A 23,075-nucleotide genomic window follows, 5' to 3' on the forward strand; every position below is an offset into this window, starting at 1 on the left:
CCGTTATTCCTTCTTCGGTTTGTCGGACTGCATGATGACGCCGGGTGCAAGCCTCTTTACATGGTATTTACCTTCGTATTTGTTTATGACGCTCAGATAGTTTCTCTGACTCCAGATCAGCATAAACTGATCCTGTTTTATGTAGATGATTTCACCTGCCACTGCGTTAACCTCCAGTTCTACTAGCCAGCGGTCCGAGCTGGAGAAAATCAGGTGTTTCCCGGGTTCCAGGCCAAAGTAGATGTAATCACTGCCGTTTGTAATACCCATCAGGGACGAGGGGTTATGGTCGTCGACAAATACCATGGTGGGCGTCGCTATAAGCAAGAAGGGCATTATTACAAGGAGTAAGGGGTGGGGGTTAGGGCGGACCACGTAGACCAGAGCCTTGCCTTGCTCGATGGATTTCGGGAGCGTGTCCCCGTCTTTTTGCATCTCGGCGAAGGAGGCGCACCCCTCGAAGAGGAGTGACAGAGCAAACACGGCCAGGAGAAGTATCCTTAGACTTTTCATGTGGCGGGTAGCCCCCGCGTTTTCCTTCGGAGCGGTCCAAAAATAGGAGTTTGCATGGGTTGTTACTTCGTTTCCGGCTTGTCAGCATGTTTTAGGACGCCGGGTTCGAGCCTCCTTACGAGGTATTTTCCTTCGCATTCGCTGACAAGGCTTAGTTCGTTCCAGTAAAGTTCGGGGAGGTAGCCCGTCCTCGGGCGCTGCCTTACGTAAATTATTTCGCCGGTTTTCGCGTTAACCTCCATCTCGGCCCAGTTTCCTGCGCTGGACAAAATCAGGTGTTTCCCGGGTTCGAGATTGAAACAGATGTACTGTCCGCCTCTTGTATACCCCATCTCAGAGGCAGGTTCCTTGTCATCGACGAAAACGTTAAAGATGTATCCGCCGCCGCCCGAGTAAGGACGAACCACGTAGATCATAGCCTTGCCGGGGGCGGGAGACTTCGGAAGAGTGTATTTTTCCCCATCTTTTTGCATCTCGTCGACAGGAGGCAAGGAGACGTACTCTTCGGGGTTGGCGGAATACCCTTGGAGTATGCCTCCCACCAGGACCTCGCATCCTGCGAGAAGCAACGGCAGCGCGAACACGGCCAGGAGCAGTATTTTCGTGCCTTTCATGCGGGCTCTTTTCGTTTGTTCCTGCGGGTTTCGTTTAAAAAAGGTTCGTGGCACAGAAAAAAACAGTCCGAAAAATTGAAGTTTCTTTTACTTTAGCAAGATGGCACTTTTTGTCAATAGCCGGGCTTTGTGCGTTTTTAAGGTTAAATCCCTCTCTTGTCCCTCTCCGTTCCTTGAAGTAAACTCCGTAAAACCTTAGGAATTTACTTCAGGGGTGAATTATGCTCATAGCGTCAGGTATTGCCGAAGCGATGCAGAAATCTTCCTGGATACGGAAGATGTTTGAGGAGGGGGCGAAGCTCAAGGCCTGCAAAGGGGAGGAGAACGTCTTCGATTTCTCAATCGGGAATCCGAACCTGCCGCCGCCGGAGGCCTTTTACCGGACTCTGGCCGAACTTGCAGGCGACCGCACCCCCGGCCTTCACGGCTATATGCCGAACGCGGGTTTCCAGGACGTACGCGAGGCCGTGGCCCTCCGGGTGAGCGTGGAGCAGGATACCGAGGTAAAGGGCGATTCGATAATAATGTCGGTCGGGGCGGGAGGGGCGCTGAACGCGGTCTTTCGCGCGATTATCGATCCGGGCGACGAGATAATCGTCCCGAAGCCCTTCTTCGTCGAATACGTTTTTTACGCGGCCAACCATCAGGCGGTGATACGGCAGGCGGCCACGACCCCCAGCTTCGACATGATAATCGCGACGATCGAGGCCGAGTTCTCGCCGAAGACGCGGGCGGTCCTCATAAACTCCCCGAACAATCCCACCGGAAAGGTCTATTCGGAGGAGAACCTTCGCGCCCTCTCCCGCCTGATCGAGAAAAAGAGCGCGGAATACGGGCGCGAGATATTCCTCATCGCCGACGAGCCCTACCGGGCGGTAATTTTCGACGGGGTAGAGGTTCCCGCCATCTTCCCGCTCTTCAAAAACGCCGTCATCTGTTCCTCCTTCTCCAAGACCCTGAGCCTCGCCGGTGAGCGTATAGGCTACATAGCGGTGAATCCCCGCGTGGACAACCTCCCCCTCCTCACCGGCGCGATTATCATGACCACGCGCATTCTCGGCTTCGTCAACGCCCCCGCGCTCGCCCAGCGGGCGGTGGCGCGCCTTCTCGACGAAAAGGTGGAGGTGGATTTCTACCGCGAAAACCGCGACCTTCTCCTCGAAGGACTTGCAGGCGCGGGCTACGAGTGCCGGAAGCCCGAGGGGGCTTTCTACCTTTTCCCCAAATCCCCGATTCCGGACGACGTGGCCTTCTGCAAACTTCTCCTCGATGAAAACATCCTCGCCGTCCCCGGAACGGGTTTCATGGGGCCGGGCCACTTCCGGCTGGCCTACTGCTCCTCGCGGCAGACCGTCACCGGCAGCCTGCCGGGGTTCAGAAGGGCGCTGGAAAAAGCAAAAGAGGGGTGATCCTCCATGATTCTGGTCGATGGACACAACCTTATCGGGCGTTCCCGCAGGCTCTCCCTCGACGAGGAAGAGGCGAGCAGGGAAGAACTGCTCCGGCGCATAGGCGCTGTAAAATCCCACAAGGGAGAGGCGGTCGTCGTCATCTTCGACGGCAACCGCCCAGGGGGAAACAGGGGGGAAAAGTCCGGCTCGGTAGCCGTCTTCTACACACCCTCCGGACTCAGCGCCGACGAGGAGATAATAAAAAGGCTCGACGCGGCCAAGGCTCCCCACACCGTCACCGTAGTAACCTCCGACCTCGGGCTGGCCGCAAGGGCGAAGGCGAGGGGGGCGCAGACATGCCCCTCCGAGCGTTTCTGGGAGACCCTTACACGCCCGAAAAACATGTCTCCTAAGAAGGAAAAGCCCGACCCGTCCGCGAAAGACGCCGAAATGTGGATGGAGATATTCAAAAGCGGGAAGAAAATACGGTAAATCCGCTAAATTTCAAAAAAACGTTCTTTCCGCTGGAAAAACGTCCTCAAAAAGAGTATGCAAAAATCGTCACGTTTTGATGGGGGGATTCACGGCGGCAAAACTCGATAAGGCCCACCCCGCCGCCGCAGGAAAACTCTCCCGTAAAAGTCGCTCATTTCCGCTTTGTTTCGCCTCCCGCATCGAGGAGGCGGTTTGGTTACTTCCGGTTAGTCTGCCTGATAAATCCGTCAGGCTTTCAACCATCGGGGCAACCCGGTAACTCAAGAGGGAGTGAAGATGAAAGCACGACTCGGAATCAGTCTCGCAATTTGGTCGCTCGGCGCATGCCCTGCAAAGCGCGCCCGCGTTGGCGGCGCAAAGCATCTACTCCTCCGACATCGTAGACGGCCAGGTAATGACCGCCGACCTCGCTTCGGGCGCGGTAACAAACGCCAAACTTGGCTCTGACGTAGAGGCGAGAATCGCCGCAGTGGAAAGCGCGCTTGCGAACCTGCAAACGCAAAACACGGCCCTCGCGAGCGCAGTCGCGGCCCTCCAGACGGAAAACGCGAGCCTCCAAACCCAAGTCAACAACAAGCAGACCCAGATCGACGCGTTAGCGAGCGATGTCGCCAATCTTCAAGCCACCAACACCAGCCTTCAAAGCCAAATCAACCAGCTCGGAGCGGACCCCGTTTTCGAGCTAGGCAACTACGTCAGCATCGACACAAACACCATCAACGACCTCGCCGGACCCCACGTCATCTTCACCGGGGCGAATGTGCATGTAAGAAGCGGATCGGGGTACACCGATGAGAATCCGATAACCGGTTTAGGCAACCTGATTGTCGGTTACAACGAAAACTTGCTTTTCGGGCATCTCCGCACCGGTTCTCACAATCTAGTAGTCGGTTCTGAGCACGGATTTACAAATAACGCAGGATTTGTGGCCGGGTACGACAATTCACTTCAGGCAGCTTTTGCAAGCATTTCTGGAGGGGAAGAAAATACCGCCGCCGGGGCAAGATCGAGCGTATCAGGTGGTATTCTCAATGAAGCCAATGGAAACCTCTCCAGCCTAAGCGGAGGCTATAACAACAGAGCCAACGGCGCTTATTCGAGCGTAACCGGAGGGCAGAACAACATAGCAGAAGCTTGGGCCTCGGCCGTATCCGGGGGCCAGCAAAATTATGCGCTTGGATATTCCTCATCCGTAAGCGGTGGAGCTGTAAATCGTGCAGAAGCTGATTATTCCTCCATAAGTGGAGGTGAACACAACTTCGCAAGGGGTCTTGTATCTTCTATTAGCGGAGGCTTCTACAGATCAGCCAACGGTTCACATGACTGGGTTGCTGGCACCCTCTGGCAGGACCAATAACCAAGTCCCAAAAGGGGCCGGGCGGACCGGCCCCTTTCTTTTCACATTTTTTGGATAACGCTCGCGAGACTGGCGCGGGCGTTTGGATCGTTGGGAGAAATGCGGAGGGCTTCACGGAAGTATTTGGCGGCCTCGGCGTACTGTTTTTTCTCAGCGAGGCCGGTTCCGGCAATCATGTTGGCCTTGAATTCGCCGCCCAAAGCTTTTATGACTACTCGATCTTGGCCACCGGGCCAGCGAGAGGCGTTTTCAAGCGCCTTTTTCGCCGCGCCGGGCTTGTCGCCTGCAAGAAGAAGAACCCCGGCGAGCCGGTCGTTGAAGTCGTAGTCATTGGGGTTTATGGAGAGTTCCCTCTTCAAAAGCGCAGCCGCTTCGGCGTAGTTTTCCAGCATGGCGACGGCAAGTCCCCTGTAACCGCTGGCCCTCGGGAAATTCGGGTCGAGCGCGAGCGCCTGACCGCAGTAGTCGTAGGCCGCGCGGTAGTCCTGGGCGTAAAAGCTGGCTATGCCGAGATACTTTTTCGCCGCCGGGCTTTTCCCGCCGGTGATCTTGTCTGTGCGTCCGAAGAGGGTGGAGGTGTCCTTCCAGAGGGAGACCTGAGGATAGCTGCGCGCGGCGAGAAGGGACAGCAGAACCGCCCCGAAGATGGCGAGCGGCCTTCGGTCTTCGGCGAAACGCTCGTAAAGACGCGCCGCTGCCCAGACTATCCCGGCCATCAGCCCGACGTGCGGCACGTAGGTAAAGCGGTCTGCGAAGGAGTTGACGCCGGTTTTGACGATTCCGCTTCCTGGCAAGAGGACTAGGAGATACCAGAACCAGCCGAAGGCGATCTCGGGGGATTTTTCGCGAAACCTCCAGGCCGGAAAAGAAATCAGCGCAATCGCCGCGAGACAGATAAGCCCGAGCACCGCGTCTGCAGTTACGTTGTATTCCTCACCCCGCAGGTAGAGGCCTGCGGGCCAGAAGGTTTCGTAAAGGTAGGCGAGGTAATTTACGGCGGCGTTTAATATTCCGCTTAACCCGGTCCTTTGCCCCAACTCGCCGCCTTCGATTTGCTGCGCCTTTATCGTTACGACCGCGAAAACCGCCGAGAAGGCGAATAGGTGGGCTTTTTCGAGAAGAAGAGTTCGCCAGACGGGGAGATTCTCTCTGAATTTTCCTTTCGGGATGCGTCCCAGCGGCCAGAAGTCCAGAAGCAGAAGCGCGGCGGGCAGAACCACCACTACCGGCTTCGACATCAGGCCCAGAAGAGTCAAAACCGCGACCGCCGCTAGCCAGAGCCGCTTCCCGGTCTTCGCGTAGCTGACGTGGCCGAGGCAAGCCAGCAGAAAGAAAAAACCCGCCAGCACGTCTTTTCGCTCGGTCACCCATGCCACAGACTCGGCGCGTAGCGGGTGGAGGCCGAAAAGCGCGGCGGCGAAAAAGCTCTTCCAGTTCGAGCCGGTGGCCGAGCGAAAGAGCCAGAAGACTAGGAGGACGTTGAGAAGGTGAAGTATTGCGTTGGTGCGGTGAAACGCTCCTGCATCATTGCCGAAAAAACTCGCGTCGGCCATGTAGGAGAGCCAAGTGACTGGAATCCAGTACTGCTGCTGAAAATGCGAGAACGCCACCTTGACGCCCCCCCAAGCAAGTCCGCCGGTTACAAGGGGGTTTTGGAACACATAAGCGCCGTCGTCGATGTTGACGAATCCAAACCCCGTCGTTTGCCAATAGACGGCGAGCACGAGCAGAGAGAGGAGGAGCGCGGGAAGCGCCGTCGAATATTTTCTGCCGATCATGTGCTCATGATACACAAATCTCCCCTTGCGGTTAAAGTTTTTACTGCTTCCGCCTGAGATTCTCGAACGCTACCGAGGAAAAGATAATCCACAATATCTAGTGCCCGGCAAATAAAAAAACCACTTTCCCTAGTGCGTTTGCCCTTTACACCCCACCCTTCCTCGGCTAGAATTACCCCTCTGAAGGATTAAAAACCGGCGGCAAAGTGTAGGATGGGCTTTAGCCCATCGCTTGATTCCTTCCTGCATCAGCCCCGCCAAGCTTTTCGGGACGGGCCATGAAGATAAAGAAACTTGAAATCTTCGGTTTCAAAACCTTTCCAAAACCCACCGAGATTCTCTTCCACGAGGGTATAACCTCCGTCGTCGGGCCGAACGGCTGCGGCAAGTCGAACATCATCGACGCTATGCGCTGGGTGATGGGCGAAAAGTCCGCCAAGGGGCTTCGCGGCGAGGCGATGGGCGACATAATCTTCTCCGGCTGCGAATCCCGAAAGCCTCTCTCTTACGCCGAAGTCACCCTGACCCTCACCGACGTGGAGGGGTGCCTCCCCGAAAAGTTCGGCAATTACCACGAGATCGCCGTCACCAGAAGACTCGACAGAAACGGCGAGTCCGAATACTTCATAAACAAGACCCCCTGCAGGCTCCGCGACATCACCGAACTCTTCCTCGACACCGGGCTCGGAAAGCGCGCCTACTCGATCGTCGAGCAGGGGCGCATAGACGCTATCCTCTCCTCCAAGCCGGTCGAGCGCCGCTACCTCATCGAGGAGGCCGCCGGGCTCTCCAAGTACCGCGCCCGCCGCGACGAAGCCCTCGTCAAGATGCGCCACACCTCCGAGAACCTTGAGCGCCTCACCGACATAATGACCGAGGTCGGCAGGGAGATGGGGAGTTTGAAGCGGCAGGCGGGGAGGGCCAGAGCCTTCAAGGAGCTTCGCTCCGAAAAGCGCGGGCTGGAGCGCCAGTCGATGATTCACGGCTGGCGGGCGCTCGCGGAAAAGCTGGCGGCGGCGGCGGACGAGGTCAAGCTCGCCGACGAGGCGCTTGCCGCGGCGCGGGTCGAAGCCGACCGCCTCTCTCTGGAGCTCGAAGCCCTCCGCCTCTCCCTCCTCGAAAAATCGAAGAAGCACGAGGACTGCCAGCGCATCATCTACTCCCTCAAGGGGCAGATTTCCGAGCGCGAAAGCCGGTCGGGTTTCCTCGAAAAAGAGACCGGCGGCCTCGCCGAGCGCAGCCGGGGCGCGGAGGAGGAGTCAAAGAACCTCGAACGCCAGTCCGCCTCCGTCCTTGAGGAGATGAACGCCCTTGACGAAGAGTTTCAGCGCCTCTCCGCCCGCATAGAGGCCGACGAAGACGCCCTTGTCGAGCTTATGGAGGCGCAGTCGAAGACCCACGAAGCCAAACGGAAGGCGGAGCACGCCATCGAGGAGAAGAAGCGCGACCTCTTCGCCGTCTCCTCCAGGCTCTCAACCCTCGCGACAAACCTCGACCACGCCCAGCGGCGCGAGCGCGAGGCGCAAAGAAGGCTCGGCGACATCGAAAGGGATATGGAAGACCTCTCCGGCAAGATTGACGAGGTCAGCGCCGAGGCCGAATCCCACAAAAAAGAGCTTCACACCGCCAAAAACGCCCACGAAAACGCGCTGGAGGAGAGGGAGACGGTAGCGGAGGACTTGGAAGACGCCGTCCTTCACCGCGACAACCTCCAAAAGCGCGTCGAGACGACGAGGCGCGAGCTCGGGGCGGCAGAATCGCAGCTTGAAGCCCTCTCCAGCCTCAAGGACAACCTCGACATTTACGGCGAGGGGGTCAAGGCCTACCTCCGCCACGCGAGGGAGAAGAAGCTCTTCGGGGTGCGCGGCGTCATGGCCGACGCTATCTCCGTCCCCGGCCGCTACGAGGCCGCGCTGGAAGCCGCCCTCGGCGAGAGGCTCCAGTACGTCGTCGTCGCCGATTCCCTCCAGGCCTTCGAGGCGGTGGATTACCTGAAAGGAGCGAAGGCGGGCAGGTCCTCCTTCGCACCCGTAGATGCGCGCGACCTCAAGGCTGTAAAGATGCCCGAGGTGAAGGAACCTTGGGCCCACGGCCCGCTGGTGGACCTCGTGAGGATAGAGCCGGGCAGCGACAGGCTCGCCCGCGCCCTCCTCGGCTCCTTCTACGTCGTCGAGCGCCTCGAAAACGCCCTCGAACTCTGGCGCTCCGGCGCTTCAAACGCCACCTTCGTCACCCTCGAAGGCGAAACCGTCTCCCCCGAGGGCGTGGTCAGCGGCGGCGTCTCCAGCGTCGAGAACGCGGGGCTGCTGAAACGCAATCGCGAGATTCGCGAGCTTTCCGACCTGGTATCGCGGCAGAAAGCCGCCCTCGAAGAGGCGGAGGAGAGCTACGAAGAGGCCAGAACCCGCCACCGGGAGCTTGAGGCGCGGATAAATTTCATAAAGGAAGAGGCGCACCGCCACGAACTGAAGGTCGCCGACGCCAAAAAGAACATGGACATCAACTCCGAGCGCAAGACCCGCCTCGCGGAGCGTTACGAGGCGCTCGAATTCGAGCGCGACAACGTCGAGAGGGAGCTTTCACGCCTCACGGAGCAGATGGAGGAGATGGAGGAATCCCGCCAGAACCTCCTCATGGAGCAGGAGCGCGTCGACGAAGAGCTTCACGAGCTGAAAACCGCGCAGGAAGACGCCCAGATAGAGCAGGACAGGGCGCAGCAGGCGCTTTCCGAGGCCAAAGTGCGCACCGCCGCCGACAGGGGAAGGAAGACCGGCATCGGCGAGCAGGTGCGCACCCTCGGCCAGCAGCGGACGAACTTCGCCGAGCGCGCCAAAAGGCTGAAGCTGGAGGCGCAGAACCTCGAAAAAGAACGCGAAGAGAGACTGGCCGAACTCCAGAAGGTAAAGATCGAGCGCGAAGAGCTTGAAAGAGAACTCGGGAGGCGCGAGGAATCCTTTTCCGAGATAATGGAAAACCTCGGCGAGGAGCGCGGGGCGGTCGGCGAACAGGAACGCGCCGCCTCAGAGGCCAGAAGAAGCGCCGAGATAAAGAAAGAAGCCCTCACCACCGCGCAGTTCGGACTGCGCGAGCTGGAAATTCAGGCCGGGGCTCTGCGCGAGAAGTTCTCCGAGCACACCGAAGTCCAGGAGGGAGCGGACGCCGGGATGTCCTCCGACGAAGAGCTTCCCGAGGATTTCGACCCCGCGAAGGCGCAGGAAAAGATAATCGCCCTTAACGAGAAGCTCAAATCCTTCGGCGAGATAAACCTTCTTGCCGACACCGAGTACGAAGACCGCAAGACCCGCTTCGACTTCCTCGAAAAGCAAAAAGCCGATCTCGACCAGTCGCTCGAATCGCTCAAGAGCGCCATTCAGCGGATAAACAGGATCTCGCGCGAGCGCTTCGACGAGACCTTCAACGCCGTCAACGAAAAATTCCAGGAGGTTTTCCCGACCCTTTTCCGGGGCGGCAACGCCGAGCTTTTCCTCACCAACCCCGAAGACCTCCTCGAAACCGGCATCGACATAAACGTCCAGCCCCCCGGCAAGCGCCCGCAGAACCTCAGCCTCCTTTCAGGCGGCGAAAAGGCCCTCACGGCGGTCGCCCTCATATTCTCCCTCTTCCTCGTCAAGCCGAGCCCCTTCTGCATCCTCGACGAGGTTGACGCGCCGCTTGACGACCCCAACGTCGAGCGCTTCACTGACATGCTGCGCCAGATGGCCGGGGCGACCCAGTTCATGGTCGTCACCCACAACAAGATCACCATGGAGGCCGCCGCGCACCTCTACGGAGTTACTATGACGGAACCTGGGGTAACTGATCTTGTATCTGTAAGATTGACGGCGGGGTTGTCGGAAGTGGCGGCATAGGATTAAGTATATTCATGAAAATAAAAATCAATAAAGACTCACTTTATGAACATTTGAAGGAACAATTGTCTTTTATTCATAGGTCAGCGAAAGCGTTCGACGAAGGTTTTGAAGAGGAATCTAAACGCATGGCTGTGGCACTAAGGATTCTTTTTCATGATACAAAAAATTCGAGTTCGCTTCTTCGGCAACTTGGAATCAAAAATTCATATTTGTATAGAGATACCTATAAATATCATTTTACGCCAAACATAAGTGGACCTATTGAGGGCCTTACTGGTTTTTGCATAAAAGCTGATGGGACTGCAAATGCGTATCCTCTGTTAGATAATTTGCCAATAGAAAACAATTTATTAAGGTCATTTGAAAATTGGTGGAATCAGCAGGTTATAAGAGATAATCTAAATTCTGTATTTACAAGATGCAATCTTGTTCTTAATATTGCCGATACTGATGGCGGAGCGCATGTAGACCCAAGACTTGATTGTGAGTACGAAAAATTTGTAAAACAAAATTCTATGGAATGGTGGGTAATTGATAATGGAAATAAGAAACCAATCGGCGCACCGCATTTAGCAAGTATTCGCCAGATAGTTCATGAACTCTTTAGCAGCTTGTTTCAAGTTTACCCAGAGTTTAAAAATGATGCTAATATCGAAATTGACACTAACAAAAAAGTAGAATTTGCAAAAATACCAATAGAAAAAAATTGCCTTGGAAGAAATGAGCTTTGCCCTTGCGGGAGCGGATTAAAATTCAAGAAATGCCACATTTCAACGCAATCTAATTATAATTTGCGCAAAAACAATATAAAAAAAAGCACAATAAGTTGTGCCACTCCAACAAGTTTTATGCTTAAAAAGTCATAGCCCGTAGGTTGGGTGGAGCGAAGCGATACCCAACAATGACAATGAAGGATATTTGCAACTTGTGGGGCTGGCCGCCCCACTCCCGGCCCCACTTCTTTCTAAAAGAAGTGACAAGGGGAGCGGGGCAGAGCCCCGCAACCATAGCCCGATGGGCTAAAGCCCATCCTACATAACTGTAAACGTGCGAAGCACGCAAAAGTCACTGGTTTCCCGCTTTCGCGGGAATGACGCCGGGGAAGTGGTGCGTTACGCCGCTTCGCGGCTAACACACCCTACACAACCTGCCTTTTGCAAGGTATCAATCAACACGGCAATAAAAAAACCCCGCCAGTGGCGGGGTTTTTTACGTCTTCAAAACAAGCTCTAGCTGACGAACGAGCAGCAGTAGTCGCTGACCGTCCTGACCTTCATGGTGAACTTCGAGTTGGCGGGAACGTCGAAGGACGCGGGGCCCTTGATCGTCTTCCACTCTTTCGCGCCGGGGAGGAGCACGTCGAGCTCGCCCGACATTATCTCCATTATCTCGGCAGCGCCGGTATTGAACTCGTATTCGCCGGGCTGCATAGCGCCGAGGGTCTTCTTTGTGCCGTCGGCGAAAAGGACGGTTCTGGAGATTACGCCGCCGCCGAAGTAGACGTTGGCTTCGCGCACCACGGTAACATTCTTGAACTCGGACATGTTAATCCTCCGCTGAAAATTGCTTTTTGATGTTGTTTCAACGGCCTCGACTTATACAACTTTATTTGGCGCTCCCGAAAGGGAAAAGCACGGGAAGACTTTTGAAAAACGTCGCAGCGGTTTTTCTTACTCCACCGGCGCCTGTCCGGGGGCGGAGATGCCATAGGCGTCGAGAAGCGCGCCTTCCAGCCGCTGGAGTTCAGCGAGGGCCTTGAGATATCCCGCCGAGGCGCGGACGGTGCCCAGATGCGCTTCCATCTCGTCGCGCCGGGCGAGAGCGACTTCGTAGCCGGTGGCCCTGCCGACTTCGTACCTTTCGGAAGCCGAGCGGGCCTTTTCCGCCTCCAGCCTCTCCGAGGCCTTCGTCGCCTCTATCTGGTCCAGCTGCCTTCTCGCCTCGATGTGCGCCTTTCGCACGTCGGCTTCTATAAGCTGGAGGAGGTTCCCCAAGGCCTCTTCCGCCTGGCCTTTTTCGAGAAGCGCGCTCTTTTCGCTTGCCCTGGCGGCGCGGTTGCCGAGGGGAAAGCTGAAAGTGACCCCGGCGGAGGCGTCGTAGCTTTCGCCGAAGAATTCCCCCGCGGCTTGGCCGAAGGAGTCGGCGTAGCCGCTCTTGCCGAGGCGTATGAAGAGGTCGAGCTTGGGCAGAAGGCCGTTTCTGGTCTTGGCGACGGAAAGCTCGCCCCGCCTGATGTCCAGCCTCGCCTGATTGGCCTCCGGCCGAAGCTTTAGAGCGCCCCTGACCCCTTCTTCGAGCGGGGGGAGGGGAGGCGCGGGCAGCTCCTTGCTTTCGGCGGGAGCGATTTTAAGCGCGAAGAGGTTCTCCGAGGGCGGATTGAGAAGGCGAAGGAGGTCTATCCCGGCCTTTTCCAGCCTGCTGTCGGCGTCGATCACCGCCTGCCTGCGAAGGGCGACCTCCGCCTCGGCGGTCACCCGCTCGGATTCGGCGAGCTTTCCCGCCTCTATCCTGCCGTTGGTCTCGTCGAGCCCTCTTTGGGCCAGCGCGAGGGATTCCTCGACGATCTTAAGCTCCATGAGCGCCAGAGAGTAGTCCCAGTAAGCCGCTATCGTCGAACTGGCGGTAGACTCGGCGAGGGCGCGGACCTCGTATTCGGAGGCGTCGGCGTCGAGGCGGGCCAGCCGGACCTCGTAGAGGTTGGCTTCCTCGCCCTTTCCCTGCATCAGCGGCGCGGTGACGGCCGCTCCGAGGCGGACGGAGGAGGTTCCGGGGTCGGTTATCGAGGCGTTGGCGCTTCCCTCCAGTACCATTCCCATTTCCAGCTTTTTTGTGACCTTGCCCTCGGCGTCGAGGGTGTCGCTGGACTTCGAGGAGGGAGTGGATACGTCGGTGAACTTTTTCCCGGCCGAAAGGGAGCCGGAGACGACCGGGTCGAAGGCGGCAAGGGCTTTCTCCTCGTTCTCCCGCTTTATCGCCGTTATCGTCTTTTTGACCGCGTAGGCGCGGTTGTGCTCGAAGGCCATCCTGACCGCCTCTAAGACCGTGAGGCGAAGGGGCGAAGCGACGTTTTCCGCCGGGTAGGCGGGAAGGGCGAAGGCCAAGAGGAGCGCCGTGAGGCAGAGGCGGAGAGTTTTTTTCACTTTAATCTTCCTATTCATGGCGCAGCGCCTCGATCGGGTCGAGCCGCGAGGCTTTCCAGGCCGGGTAGAGGCCGAAGAAGATGCCGATACCGGCGGAGACTCCGAGGGCGAGGAGGGCGCTGTCGGTTTCCACCACCGTTTGCAGCGAGCCGAGCTTCGGTATCAGCAGTGCCCCGCCGACCCCGATAAGAAGCCCGATGAGGCCGCCGAAGCCGCTGACTATCACCGACTCGACGAGAAACTGCATCAGGATGTTCCCCTCGGTGGCGCCTATCGCCTTGCGGATGCCGATCTCCCTGGTCCGCTCGGTCACCGTCACTATCATCACGTTCATGATGCCGATACCGCCGACTATCAGGGAGATGGCCGCGATGCCGCCGAGGAGATATTTGAAGATGTTGGTGACCTCGGAGGCGCTCTTTCGTATCTCGTCCATGTTCATTATGTTGAAGTCGTCTTCGGCCCCGGGGAGGGTGCGGTGGCGCTTCCGAAGGAGGGTTTTCACGTCCTGCTGGATGTAGGGAATCTCCGTCTCGGAGACGGCCTGCACGTCTATCTCCCGGAGGTTTTCGACGCCGAGAAGCTGGCTCATGGCGGTGGTGTAGGGGATGAAGACCTGATTGTCGGGGCTTCCCCACCCTTCGCCCTTGGCCGCGACCTTCCCGAGGACTGTAAGGCCGATGCCGTTGACCTTTATCACCTCGCCGACAGGGTCGTTTTTGCCGAAGATCTTCTGCGCGATCTGGTCGCCTATGAGGGCCACGCGCATGCTGCGCTCGACCTCGCGCTCGGTGAAGATTCTGCCCCGGTCGATCTGGATGTCGCGTAGGGTGAAGTAGCTGGCCGAGGTGCCGAAGATGGACCCCTGGGTGTTCTGGTTGAAGTACTTGACCTGCGCGGAGCCGCGCACCACCGGAGCCACCAGCGAGACGCCGTCCACTTCCCGGGCTATGGCGAGGGCGTCTTCGAGCTTGAGATTCTGCTGGGTGCCGGTGGCGGCCCCCCGCGTGTCCCGCGAGCCCGGGGTGATTATCATCACGTTCGCGCCGAGGGAGGAGAGGCGCGCCAGAACCTGCTTTTGCGCTCCCGAGCCTATGGCGAGCATGGCGATGACGGCGCCCGTGCCGATTATTATGCCGAGGGCGGCGAGGAAGGAGCGGAGCTTGTTGGCCCCGAGACTCCTTACGCCGACTTTTATCGTCGAGGCGAGGTACATGTCCTAGACGCCTCCTTCGACGATCTTGCCGTCTACAAGGTGAATTCGCTTCTTGCAGTGGGCGGCGACGTTCGGGTCGTGGGTGACTATCAGAATCGTCCTGCCGCTGTCGTTGAGCTGCTGGAAGAGGGACAGAATCTCCCTGCCGGTGGCGCTGTCGAGGTTGCCGGTCGGCTCGTCGGCGAGGATGAGGGCGGGAGAGCCCACAAGCGCCCTCGCTATCGCCACTCTCTGGCGCTGTCCGCCCGAGAGCTTGGCGGGCTCGTGGTACATGCGCGAGGCGAGGCCGACCGTCTCCAGAGCTTCCATCGCCCGCTCCTTAGAATCGCTTCTTCCCGCGTAGACCAGCGGCAGCTCTACGTTTTCGAGGGCGGTGAAGCGCGGAAGGAGGTTGAAGGTCTGGAAGACGAAGCCGATGTAGCGGTTTCGTATCTGGGCGAGGCGGTTTCGCGGGAGTACGGCCACGTCCTCCCCGGCGAGGTAGTAATTGCCCGAATCGGGGTGGTCCAGGCACCCGAGGATGTGCATCAGGGTGGATTTTCCGCTCCCCGAGGCCCCGGTTATCGCGCCCATCTCGCCTTCCCTGACGCAGAGGGAGACGCCGTCAAGGGCGTTGACCACCTCTTCGCCGACCTGATAGCGCTTCGTGATGCCGCAGGTTTCTATGATTGTGCGTGGCATTTAACTTAACGCCCGAAGGGCATGGGGGGGCCGCCCTGCCACTTGCTCTCTACCTGCTGTTTTTTGATTATAACCGCCTCTTCTCCGGAAAGGCCGGAGACTATCTGGGTAAGCTGGCCGTCGGAGATGCCGGTCACGACGGGCCGGTCCTCATTTCCGGCGGGAAGCTGCACGGTCACGAATTCGCTTCCGTTCTTTCTGAAGACCGCCTCGGAGGGGACGCCGAGCACGCTTTCCCTCACCTCGATTATGATGTCCGCGCTCGCGGTCATCTCGGGCTTCAGCATATCCTTGTTTTGGGAGAGCACCTCTATCTTGACCTCGAAGGTGACGACGTTGGAGGTGTTGATTCCCCGGGGTGAAATTCTTTGCACCTCGCCCTGAAATTTCTCGCCGGGGAAGGCGTCCACCCGGAGGACCGCCTTCTGCCCTTCCTTGACAAGCCCGATGTCCGCCTCGTCCACCGAGGCGAGGACGAAAATCTTGTCGAGGTCGGAGATGATCATGATAGTGGTGCCGCCGCCGACGTTGGACATGGGCGAGGAGATTATCTGCCCGGCCTGAACGCTTCTCTGGGTTATGACGCCGCCGAGGGGAGCGAAGACGCGGGTGTTCTTGACGCGCTGGTCGGCGATTTCGAGGGCGAGTTTGTCGCTCTCGACGTTGGCTTTCGCCGCCTCAATCTCCTGCCTGTCCAGTTCGAGCGCCTTTTCCTTCGCGTCGAGCTCCGCCTCGCGGAGTTTCGAGGTTTCGATGTCGGATCTGGCCTGAACGGCCTGGGTCTCGGCGCTTTCCGCTTCCTCGGCGCTGGCGAGCTTTCTTTGAAGAAGCTCCCTTGTCCTCGCGGCCTTGGCCTCGGAGTCTTTTGACAGGGAAACGGCCGAGGCTAGGGCTACCCTGGCCTTTTCACGCTCGTTGACCAGAGCCCGCTCGTTGACCCTGAGGTTTTCCTCGGCGATCTTCTGCCGTGCGAGGGAGGAGGCGAGGGAGGTTTTGGCCTGATTGAGGGTGCGGTGCTCGTCGGTGGGGTCGAGTTCGAGCAGGAGATCCCCCTTCCTGACCTTGTCGCCCTCTTCGACGGGAAGATTTACGATCTCGCCGCTGGCCTTGCACTTTATCTCTACGTCGAGGTTGGGAACGACCCTGCCGCTGGCGGTAATCTTCTGTACGATGCTGCCCTTCGTCACTGCGGAGGTCTTTTCGGTTTTGACTACCTCGACCGGCCGGAGTTTGTACCAGGCGAAACCGCCCACCAGAGCCGCAACGGCTAAAACGACAAAAATCCACTTTTTCAAAGCATTCTCCAAGGGTCCCGGAGGAGCCGCTGTATATGTTCAAACAAACGTTTAAGCGCTTGGCGAAGACTTGTCAAGGGCCGTAAGTGCTTAAAAACATTACTTTACAAAAGTTTACTTAATTTCGTGACGGAACTCGTCTACGAGGACTTTTCCCGCCGCGACGACCTTGGCCCTGATCGTATAAGCGCCCTTCTCGGTCAGGTCCACGTTTGCGCCGTAGCCCTGGGTCATCTCCTGCGCCATAGCCTGCGCCTTGTTGCCGGAGGGGGCGATGACGAGGAACCCGGCGGTGCCTCCCTTGACGGGGGTTTTGTCCGGGGAAACGGGAAAGACCATCAGGTGGTGGGATTTCGTCTCCATCGCCGAGTGGTCCATCTTCATGCCTTTTGCCGCCTCGGCGGACATTCCCGCCTTGTTGTCGAGGAGGCGGTAGGTGAAGGAGAAGTTCTCGACTTTGGACTCGTGGATAACCTTGCCGAAGGTCTTTTCGTCTATGACTTGTCCGGCCTTCTCCACGGCGAGCGCCCCGGCCGCGAAGAAGAGGGAAAAGACGAGGCAGAGAACCGGCGATGCGAATTTTGTCTTCATTTGGCTTCCTTTCGTTTTTCGCTTTTGACGCGGCAAACGCTTGAACGTAGTACCGCTTTACAAAAATTAAAAGATATTTACAGGTTGTCAATTTGTGCGCAAAACGGCTGCCCGCCGCAGTAAACAATTTGCATACACATAACAACATTCAGGGGTTATAGTTAAGGGATGAAACTCCAGATAACAATGTTTTTCGCCATCGCCATCTCCATCTACGCGCTGATGCACCTCCTCGCCTGGTGGGGGGTGAGCCCGCTCTTTTCGGGCCATCCGCTCGCGGCGAAGGTGCTTTTGGTCCTCCTAGTTCCCCTTCTTTTCTCCATGCCCCTCATCCACATGTTCGAGGGCGCGGGGCTCGTCGGAATCGCGAGGGCGTTCGCCTGGGTCGGCTACACCTGGATGGGGTTCATCTTTCTGGTCTTCGTGTTCTCCGCGCTGGCGGGAATCCTTCACCTTCTTTTCTATACCGCCGCGAAGATCAGCCCCGGGTTTCCCGGAATTTCGATACAGGGAGTCTTCACCGCGAAGGCGATTCTCTTTCTTGTCCTCGCCCTTTGCCTCTACGGTTTTTACGAGGCGGGCGACATCAGGGTCGAGAGGGTAAAAATCGTCACCGGCAAGCTTCCCGCAAGCGTCAAATCGATAACGATAGCGCAGATAAGCGACGTGCACATAGGGCTGATAAACCGGGAGGCGAAGCTCAAAAAGATTGCGGGCATGCTGAGAGAGCTTAATCCCGGCCTCCTCGCGGCCACCGGCGACATAGTGGACGGGCAAACCGACTACCTCGACGGCATAAGCTCGCTCTTAAAGGATTTAGATCCCCCTCTCGGGAAGTTCGCGATACTCGGCAACCACGAGCATTACGCCGGTCTTTCCGGCAGCATCGACTTTTTGCAGCGGGCGGGTTTTACGATGCTCCGCGACGAGGTCGTGACGGCCGGGGGGGTGATAAACGTCGCAGGGGCGGAGGACCGGGCGGCGGGCGACGGAGCGCCCTATCTGAAAAGTACTCAGAATAACCTCTTCACGCTTTTTCTGAAGCACCGGCCCCTTTTCGACCCGCTGACGGAGGGGAATTTCGACCTCCAGCTCTCCGGCCACACCCACCGGGGGCAGATATTCCCCTTCAATTACATAACCGCGCTCAATTTCCCGCTGCAGGACGGTCTTTACGACCTTCCCGGCGGGTCGAAGCTGTACACAAGCAGGGGGACGGGGACGTGGGGGCCGCCGATGAGGGTTTTTTCGCCTCCGGAGATTACTTTTTTCGAGATTGTGCCGGAGTAGTCCGGCTTCCTCTTTCGTCGAAGGGCGGCGTCGTTTCTCGGGCGCGCTCCTTGCCGTATAAACGATACTGTCTGCGTCGCGCGCCCTGCGGACTCCTTGCCCTTCGCCGAAATAGTTTGCCGGAAGTTGAAAAAATCTTCCATGTTCCCCTCGCCAATCGGGGACGTTCTCAACTATAATTTCACAAGTTGTACAAATCCTTCCTGAAGCGGAGATCATGAAAGTCGAGATAAAACTCTACGCGGGGCTTGAGGAAAAACTTCCGGGAGGGCAAAGGAAGGTCGAGTCGGAGCTTCGCGAGGGGGCGACGGTGGGGGACGCACTCAAATTTTTGGCCCTTAAGGAACGGTTTTTAGCTATCATACTGGTCAACGGGGTTCATGCCGGGCCGGAAACGGTTCTTCGCGAGGGCGACGTTGTTTCCGTTTTTCCGCCGCTCGCGGGCGGTTGATTGATTTTATTTTACATTACTGGAGTTGCACAACTATGGCCGATACCCACCAGAAAGCACTGGAGATAAACCTCGACCCCGAAAAGTACGGGGTCTTCGCCGAGATAGGCGCGGGGCAGGAGGTGGCCCGCTGGTTCTTCCGCGTCGGCGGGGCCGCCGGGACTATAGCGAAGACCATCTCCGCCTACGACATGACCTTCAGCGACGTCATCTACGGCCCCTCGCAGAGGTACGTGAGCGAAGAGCGCCTCTGCCAGATGCTCCTTCACGAGTACGGACTTCTCGAAGAGCGCCTCGCCGGGAAGCGCGGGTCGAGGACCGCCTTTTTCGCCTTCGCCGACACCGTCGCGGCAAGGAGCTTTTCGCGCATCGAGGACACCCACGGCTGGATGGGGATTCGCTTTCAGCACGCGCCCGGCTCGCAGTGCTCGCAGGCGATAATCCACGTTAGAATGCTCGATCACGACAGCGTGACCCAGCAGGAGGCCCTCGGCATCCTCGGCGTCAACCTCATCTACGCCTCGCTTTTCCTCCATTCCGACAGGGATGCTTTCATCTCCTCGCTCCTCGACGGCCTCTCGCTCGAAAGGGTGGAGGTGGACATGATCGAGCTCGCCGGCCCCGCTTTCAGCGGCATAGACAATCGGCTTATGAGCCTGAGTCTCGTGCAGAAGGGGCTGACCCACGCGGCTCTCATCTCCTCCTCCGGCGAGGTGGTCCAGCCCGCGGCGATACTCTACAAAAAGCCGATAATGGTGGTGCGCGGCAGCTTCCGCCCCCTTACCCTCCAGATGCTCGACATGGTCGACCGCGCGATGGCGCAGTTCGTTCAGGAGCCGGAGATCGAGGGAAAGGAGGTAATCGTCCTCTGGGAGATGACCCTCCAGAACCTCATGCAGGGCGGCGAGATAAGCCACGAGGACTTTCTCGCGAGGGCGGATATGCTCGGCGCACTCGGCAAGACCGTTCTCATCTCCAATTACGACAGGTATTTTCGCCTCGCGGAGTACCTTTTCGGCTTCACCCGCGAGCCGATAGGGCTGGCGATGGGCGTCCCGACGTTAAAAGAGCTTTTCAAGGAGCAGTACTATCAGGACCTGCCGGGAAAGATACTCGAATCCTTCGGCAGGCTCTTCGAGACCAATCTTCGCATCTACGCCTACCCGCAGCGCGACGCCGTGACCGACGCCCTCATCGACGCCGACAATCTGCGCGTCTCTCCGCACCTTAACCACCTCTACGCCTACCTGCGCGAGAACAGGTTCATCGAGCCGATACGGGGCTACAACGAAAAGTGCCTCTCCATCTACCGGGGCGAGATACTCGACAAGCTACAGTCCGGCGACGACACTTGGGAACTGATGGTGCCGCCGGAGGTTGCTAAAGTCATCAAGGAACGCGGGCTCTGGGGATATGGTGAGTAGAAGGAAACCTCAAAACCGTGGTGAGCAGCCCCAAGTTCAAGGAGCCGCACAGCGAGAACCGAAGACATAACAAATAGTTAGTCAAGGTTCGAGCGAGCACGCGACACAGAAATTGGGGCGCACAACAGGTTTTGGTAAAGGGAGTTGGATGAACGTAAGCGTCAGGCTAGTGCGGCAGGAGGGGGAGGTTTCCTTCGTCCGGGCGAAGGACGGGAGGCCCCTTTTCGGCGGCCTGCGCTTCGCTGACCCGCAGGAGGCCCGGCGCTACCTTCACGAGGCGAACAAGAAAAGCGCAAGCAGCAGGTGGACGGAAGATGATTCCCAAGTGGGGAGAGAGCAGCTGAAGTTGATCTTCTAACCCTCGTCATTCTCGACCGAAGGTCGGGAATCCAGCGGCTTTACACGTATTTCTGGACCCCCGCCTTCGGCGAGGGTGACAGAGATGTAGGGTGGGCTCGGCTCACCAATCTATAGTTTGCGGGGTTTTTGCCCGCCGCCCTTTCTGCCTTCGCTCGTTGCTTCGCGTACGGGCCCGAAGAGGAGACGTAAAGATGGCTCGCCGATAAGCGTTGTGTTTGTTCGCTTATCGGCTCGAAGGTAAGTTTGTCTACACTACTTCTCATAACCTCCACTAAAGAGAAATCAATTTGAAGTTTTCATCCAGGCGGGCGGGGCCGCTGATGGCGCTCCTGAGCGCCCTTTTTTATTCGACGAAATCGCCTCTGGTGCGGATCGGGATAGAGGCAGGGGCGACCGTGCCCGCGCTGGCAGGGCTGCGCATGGTTTTTTGCGCCGCTATCTTTTTTATCGTCTCCAGATTCAGGAAAACCCGCCCGGGGTCCGGGCTCTGGCGCTCGCCCGCCCTGATTGCCGCCTCGCTCCTCTTCACAGTCTCGGTCATAGCCAGCTTTTACGCCGTCGCCTTCGCAGGGGTCTCGCTGACGGTGATACTCGTCTACTCCCATCCGGTTTTCGTCGCCCTTCTTTCGCGGATTTTCTACAAAACTCCCCTCGGCCCGGTGAAATCCTTCCTTCTGCTCACCGCCTGGGCGGGTTGCGCTTCGATAGCTCTCACCCAGCCGGGAGGAAGCGGGGGGAAGGACGTGCCGCTGGGATCGCTGCTGGCGCTTTTTGCCGCCGCGACCTACGCGGGGTATCAGCTTCTGGTTCAGCGCTTCTCCAAAAAAGCCTCTGCCTTCGAGATAGCCTCGGCGACCAGCTACTGGGCGGTCGCGCCCTCGCTTCTCATGTGGCGCTTCTCGCCGCCGACCGTGCCGCTGAAGGCCCTTGCCGTCACGGCCGGGCTGGGCTTTTTCTCCACCTTTCTGCCGCTCGCGCTTCTCGCCGGGGCGATCTCGCGCATCGGCGCGGCGCGGACATCAACCATAAGCCTCGCCGGACCCCTCTTCGGCCTCCTTCTCGCCCGCTTCCTCTTCGGCGAAACCCTCACCGCCGCGCAACTCGTCGGCGGCGGAGTCGTTTTCGTCTCCGTTTCGGCGCTGTACCTGATAAAGAGCCGCTGAGCCATTTCGTTCGACGGCTTCGGCTTTTGCCGCGGGGCTTCGTCGCTACTCGCTCGCGCTCCTTGGCGTAGGCACGCTACTGCCTTCGTCGCGCTCCCTGCGGGCTCCTCGCCCGGCGACAAAATCCTATGCCGTATTTAAAAGATGACGCAGCTTGCAATCCCTCCCCGGATAAAATATCCTCGCTTGGGACTGGACGAATCCTCGTGCGGGGATAATTATGAAAACCACAGATAAGATTGTTGCCGTTTCAGCGGTTATCGCCCTTGGTTTAACCATTATCGGTTGGGTGGCAAACTGGAAAACGGCAATAACCGAGCTTGTATTAGTCGGCGGAGGCGTATTATTTGTTGCGCTGTGCCTTGGGATATATCTATGGAAAAAAGATGAGCCAGCAGAGAAAGGAACTAGCCTAAATAATTCGCCCTCCGGTGAATCGTTCGACCTCCTTGTAAAACAAAACTATGAGCTTAATCGTGAGAACAAGGAACTTCGCGACGGCCATCGGAAGAAAGACGACGAGCTAAGAGAGCTTCAGGAGATAACCAAGGGACTTAGAGAGGCAAAACAGTCTCTTTCCGCCGAAGGCGAAAAGGGCGACAAAGACGCGGCCAAGGCCGCCGAACTGATGCGCGAGGGCAAGTTCGACGAAGCTGGCGAGGCTCTGGACGTTCTCATTCAAAAAGGTCAGGCGAACCTCAAAACCCTCGCCTCGCACCACTACAGCCGTGGACAGATATTCAAACTCCTGAACGACAATCCCTCCGCTCTTAAGCACTTCGAGAGAGCTTATCAGTTGGATCCGGAAAATACGGACTACGTGTTCGCTCACGCGCTCTCGCTTCAAAAAGGCTGCAATTTCCGCGAAGCCGAACTCGTCTACGCTAAACTTCTCGAACGTTACAGGGAACTCGCCCGGAAGGATCCGGGGGCGTACCTGCCTGACGTGGCGATGACCCTCAACAACCTCGGGATACTCCATAAGAATACCGGCAAGCTGAAGGAGGCCGAAGGGGAGTACGGCGAGGCGCTTGGGATATACAAAAAGCTGGCCGAAAAAGCCCCGGGAGCGTATCTGCCCTACGTTGCCGGTACCTTCAACAACCTCGGTTTGCTCCATTCAAACACCGGCAAGCTGAAGGAGGCCGAAGGGGAATACGCAGAGGCCGTTTCCCTCTATGAAAAGCTGGCCTCGGTTTACCCCGAAGCTTACGGCAAAAATCTTGGAATAGCCCGCCGGAACCTCGATGGGCTTCGCCAGAAGATGAAACAGCCGTAACATACGGTAACAGTACCTTCGAGTCCAAAAACATTCCGTTAACCTGTTTTTGGACGAGCCATCCTTTCGTCCTCCCCGTGGCCCGTAGGTGACGCAGGGAGCGGAGGCGGAAAGGGCGGCGGGGGGGTCTTAGTGAGCGCAGCGAACGAGTGCCCCCTCACGCCC

The 23,075-nt window shown here is 57.9% G+C and carries 20 protein-coding genes; 11 read left to right on the forward strand and 9 right to left on the reverse strand.

Annotated elements, in window-relative coordinates; all coding sequences use genetic code 11:
• Nucleotides 1-3: 3 nt before the first annotated feature.
• Entirely contained in the window at nucleotides 4-513 is a 510-nt protein-coding gene (locus tag EPN96_00985; GenBank protein ID TAL18591.1) for a hypothetical protein, read from the reverse strand.
• Between the two features lie 62 nt (nucleotides 514-575).
• The gene (locus EPN96_00990) at nucleotides 576-986 is read right to left on the reverse strand and encodes a hypothetical protein (protein TAL18610.1); all 411 of its coding nucleotides are present in this window, start codon (nucleotides 984-986) and stop codon (nucleotides 576-578) included.
• 362 nt (nucleotides 987-1,348) lie between these two features.
• Between EPN96_00990 and EPN96_00995 the strand changes: the two genes are divergently transcribed.
• The 3 genes from EPN96_00995 to EPN96_01005 all read left to right on the forward strand — a co-directional run bounded on the left by EPN96_00995 (nucleotide 1,349) and on the right by EPN96_01005 (nucleotide 4,370).
• Nucleotides 1,349-2,536, forward strand: a complete 1,188-nt coding sequence (locus EPN96_00995) for a pyridoxal phosphate-dependent aminotransferase (protein ID TAL18592.1) — start codon at nucleotides 1,349-1,351, stop codon at nucleotides 2,534-2,536.
• A gap of 6 nt (nucleotides 2,537-2,542) precedes the next feature.
• Entirely contained in the window at nucleotides 2,543-3,010 is a 468-nt protein-coding gene (locus tag EPN96_01000) for a hypothetical protein (GenBank protein ID TAL18593.1), read from the forward strand.
• Between the two features lie 397 nt (nucleotides 3,011-3,407).
• A complete protein-coding gene (locus tag EPN96_01005) occupies nucleotides 3,408-4,370 on the forward strand; it encodes a hypothetical protein (GenBank protein ID TAL18594.1) in 963 nt (320 codons plus the stop codon).
• A gap of 41 nt (nucleotides 4,371-4,411) precedes the next feature.
• Here EPN96_01005 and EPN96_01010 read toward each other — a convergent pair whose 3' ends face one another.
• Nucleotides 4,412-6,163 (reverse strand): tetratricopeptide repeat protein, encoded by a 1,752-nt coding sequence (locus tag EPN96_01010; GenBank protein TAL18595.1) that lies wholly within the window; start codon nucleotides 6,161-6,163, stop codon nucleotides 4,412-4,414.
• A 263-nt stretch (nucleotides 6,164-6,426) separates the two neighbouring features.
• Here EPN96_01010 and smc point away from each other — a divergent pair, with 263 nt between their 5' ends.
• The gene (gene smc / locus EPN96_01015) at nucleotides 6,427-10,017 is read left to right on the forward strand and encodes a chromosome segregation protein SMC (protein TAL18596.1); all 3,591 of its coding nucleotides are present in this window, start codon (nucleotides 6,427-6,429) and stop codon (nucleotides 10,015-10,017) included.
• A gap of 14 nt (nucleotides 10,018-10,031) precedes the next feature.
• Nucleotides 10,032-10,886: a hypothetical protein gene (locus EPN96_01020; protein TAL18597.1), complete on the forward strand. Its 855-nt coding sequence runs from the start codon at nucleotides 10,032-10,034 to the stop codon at nucleotides 10,884-10,886.
• A gap of 363 nt (nucleotides 10,887-11,249) precedes the next feature.
• Here EPN96_01020 and EPN96_01025 read toward each other — a convergent pair whose 3' ends face one another.
• The 6 genes from EPN96_01025 to EPN96_01050 form a co-directional block, all read right to left on the reverse strand.
• Nucleotides 11,250-11,564: a pyrimidine/purine nucleoside phosphorylase gene (locus tag EPN96_01025; protein TAL18598.1), complete on the reverse strand. Its 315-nt coding sequence runs from the start codon at nucleotides 11,562-11,564 to the stop codon at nucleotides 11,250-11,252.
• A gap of 126 nt (nucleotides 11,565-11,690) precedes the next feature.
• The gene (locus EPN96_01030; GenBank protein TAL18599.1) at nucleotides 11,691-13,178 is read right to left on the reverse strand and encodes a TolC family protein; all 1,488 of its coding nucleotides are present in this window, start codon (nucleotides 13,176-13,178) and stop codon (nucleotides 11,691-11,693) included.
• Nucleotides 13,171-14,376, reverse strand: a complete 1,206-nt coding sequence (locus EPN96_01035; protein ID TAL18600.1) for an FtsX-like permease family protein — start codon at nucleotides 14,374-14,376, stop codon at nucleotides 13,171-13,173. Before EPN96_01035 ends, EPN96_01030 begins: the two co-directional genes overlap by 8 nt.
• A 3-nt stretch (nucleotides 14,377-14,379) precedes the next feature.
• The gene (locus tag EPN96_01040) at nucleotides 14,380-15,057 is read right to left on the reverse strand and encodes an ABC transporter ATP-binding protein (protein TAL18601.1); all 678 of its coding nucleotides are present in this window, start codon (nucleotides 15,055-15,057) and stop codon (nucleotides 14,380-14,382) included.
• A 5-nt stretch (nucleotides 15,058-15,062) separates the two neighbouring features.
• Nucleotides 15,063-16,364 carry an efflux RND transporter periplasmic adaptor subunit gene (locus tag EPN96_01045; protein ID TAL18602.1) on the reverse strand — a complete coding sequence of 434 codons (1,302 nt, stop codon included), beginning with the start codon at nucleotides 16,362-16,364 and terminating at the stop codon, nucleotides 15,063-15,065.
• A gap of 102 nt (nucleotides 16,365-16,466) precedes the next feature.
• On the reverse strand, nucleotides 16,467-16,943 hold the full coding sequence (locus EPN96_01050; protein TAL18603.1) for a hypothetical protein: 477 nt from the start codon (nucleotides 16,941-16,943) through the stop codon (nucleotides 16,467-16,469).
• A gap of 168 nt (nucleotides 16,944-17,111) precedes the next feature.
• Here EPN96_01050 and EPN96_01055 point away from each other — a divergent pair, with 168 nt between their 5' ends.
• From EPN96_01055 to EPN96_01080, 6 genes are all read left to right on the forward strand, one after another.
• On the forward strand, nucleotides 17,112-18,233 hold the full coding sequence (locus tag EPN96_01055; protein TAL18604.1) for a metallophosphoesterase: 1,122 nt from the start codon (nucleotides 17,112-17,114) through the stop codon (nucleotides 18,231-18,233).
• Between the two features lie 217 nt (nucleotides 18,234-18,450).
• Nucleotides 18,451-18,684 carry a MoaD/ThiS family protein gene (locus EPN96_01060; GenBank protein ID TAL18605.1) on the forward strand — a complete coding sequence of 78 codons (234 nt, stop codon included), beginning with the start codon at nucleotides 18,451-18,453 and terminating at the stop codon, nucleotides 18,682-18,684.
• 35 nt (nucleotides 18,685-18,719) lie between these two features.
• Entirely contained in the window at nucleotides 18,720-20,108 is a 1,389-nt protein-coding gene (locus EPN96_01065) for a TonB-dependent receptor (protein TAL18606.1), read from the forward strand.
• Between the two features lie 148 nt (nucleotides 20,109-20,256).
• A complete protein-coding gene (locus EPN96_01070; protein ID TAL18607.1) occupies nucleotides 20,257-20,466 on the forward strand; it encodes a hypothetical protein in 210 nt (69 codons plus the stop codon).
• 289 nt (nucleotides 20,467-20,755) lie between these two features.
• Entirely contained in the window at nucleotides 20,756-21,631 is an 876-nt protein-coding gene (locus tag EPN96_01075; protein TAL18608.1) for a DMT family transporter, read from the forward strand.
• A 220-nt stretch (nucleotides 21,632-21,851) separates the two neighbouring features.
• On the forward strand, nucleotides 21,852-22,910 hold the full coding sequence (locus tag EPN96_01080; GenBank protein TAL18609.1) for a tetratricopeptide repeat protein: 1,059 nt from the start codon (nucleotides 21,852-21,854) through the stop codon (nucleotides 22,908-22,910).
• Nucleotides 22,911-23,075 lie beyond the last annotated feature (165 nt).

The sequence above is a fragment of the bacterium genome, from assembly GCA_004322275.1.
Lineage (GTDB): Bacteria > Desulfobacterota > Deferrisomatia > Deferrisomatales > BM512 > SCTA01.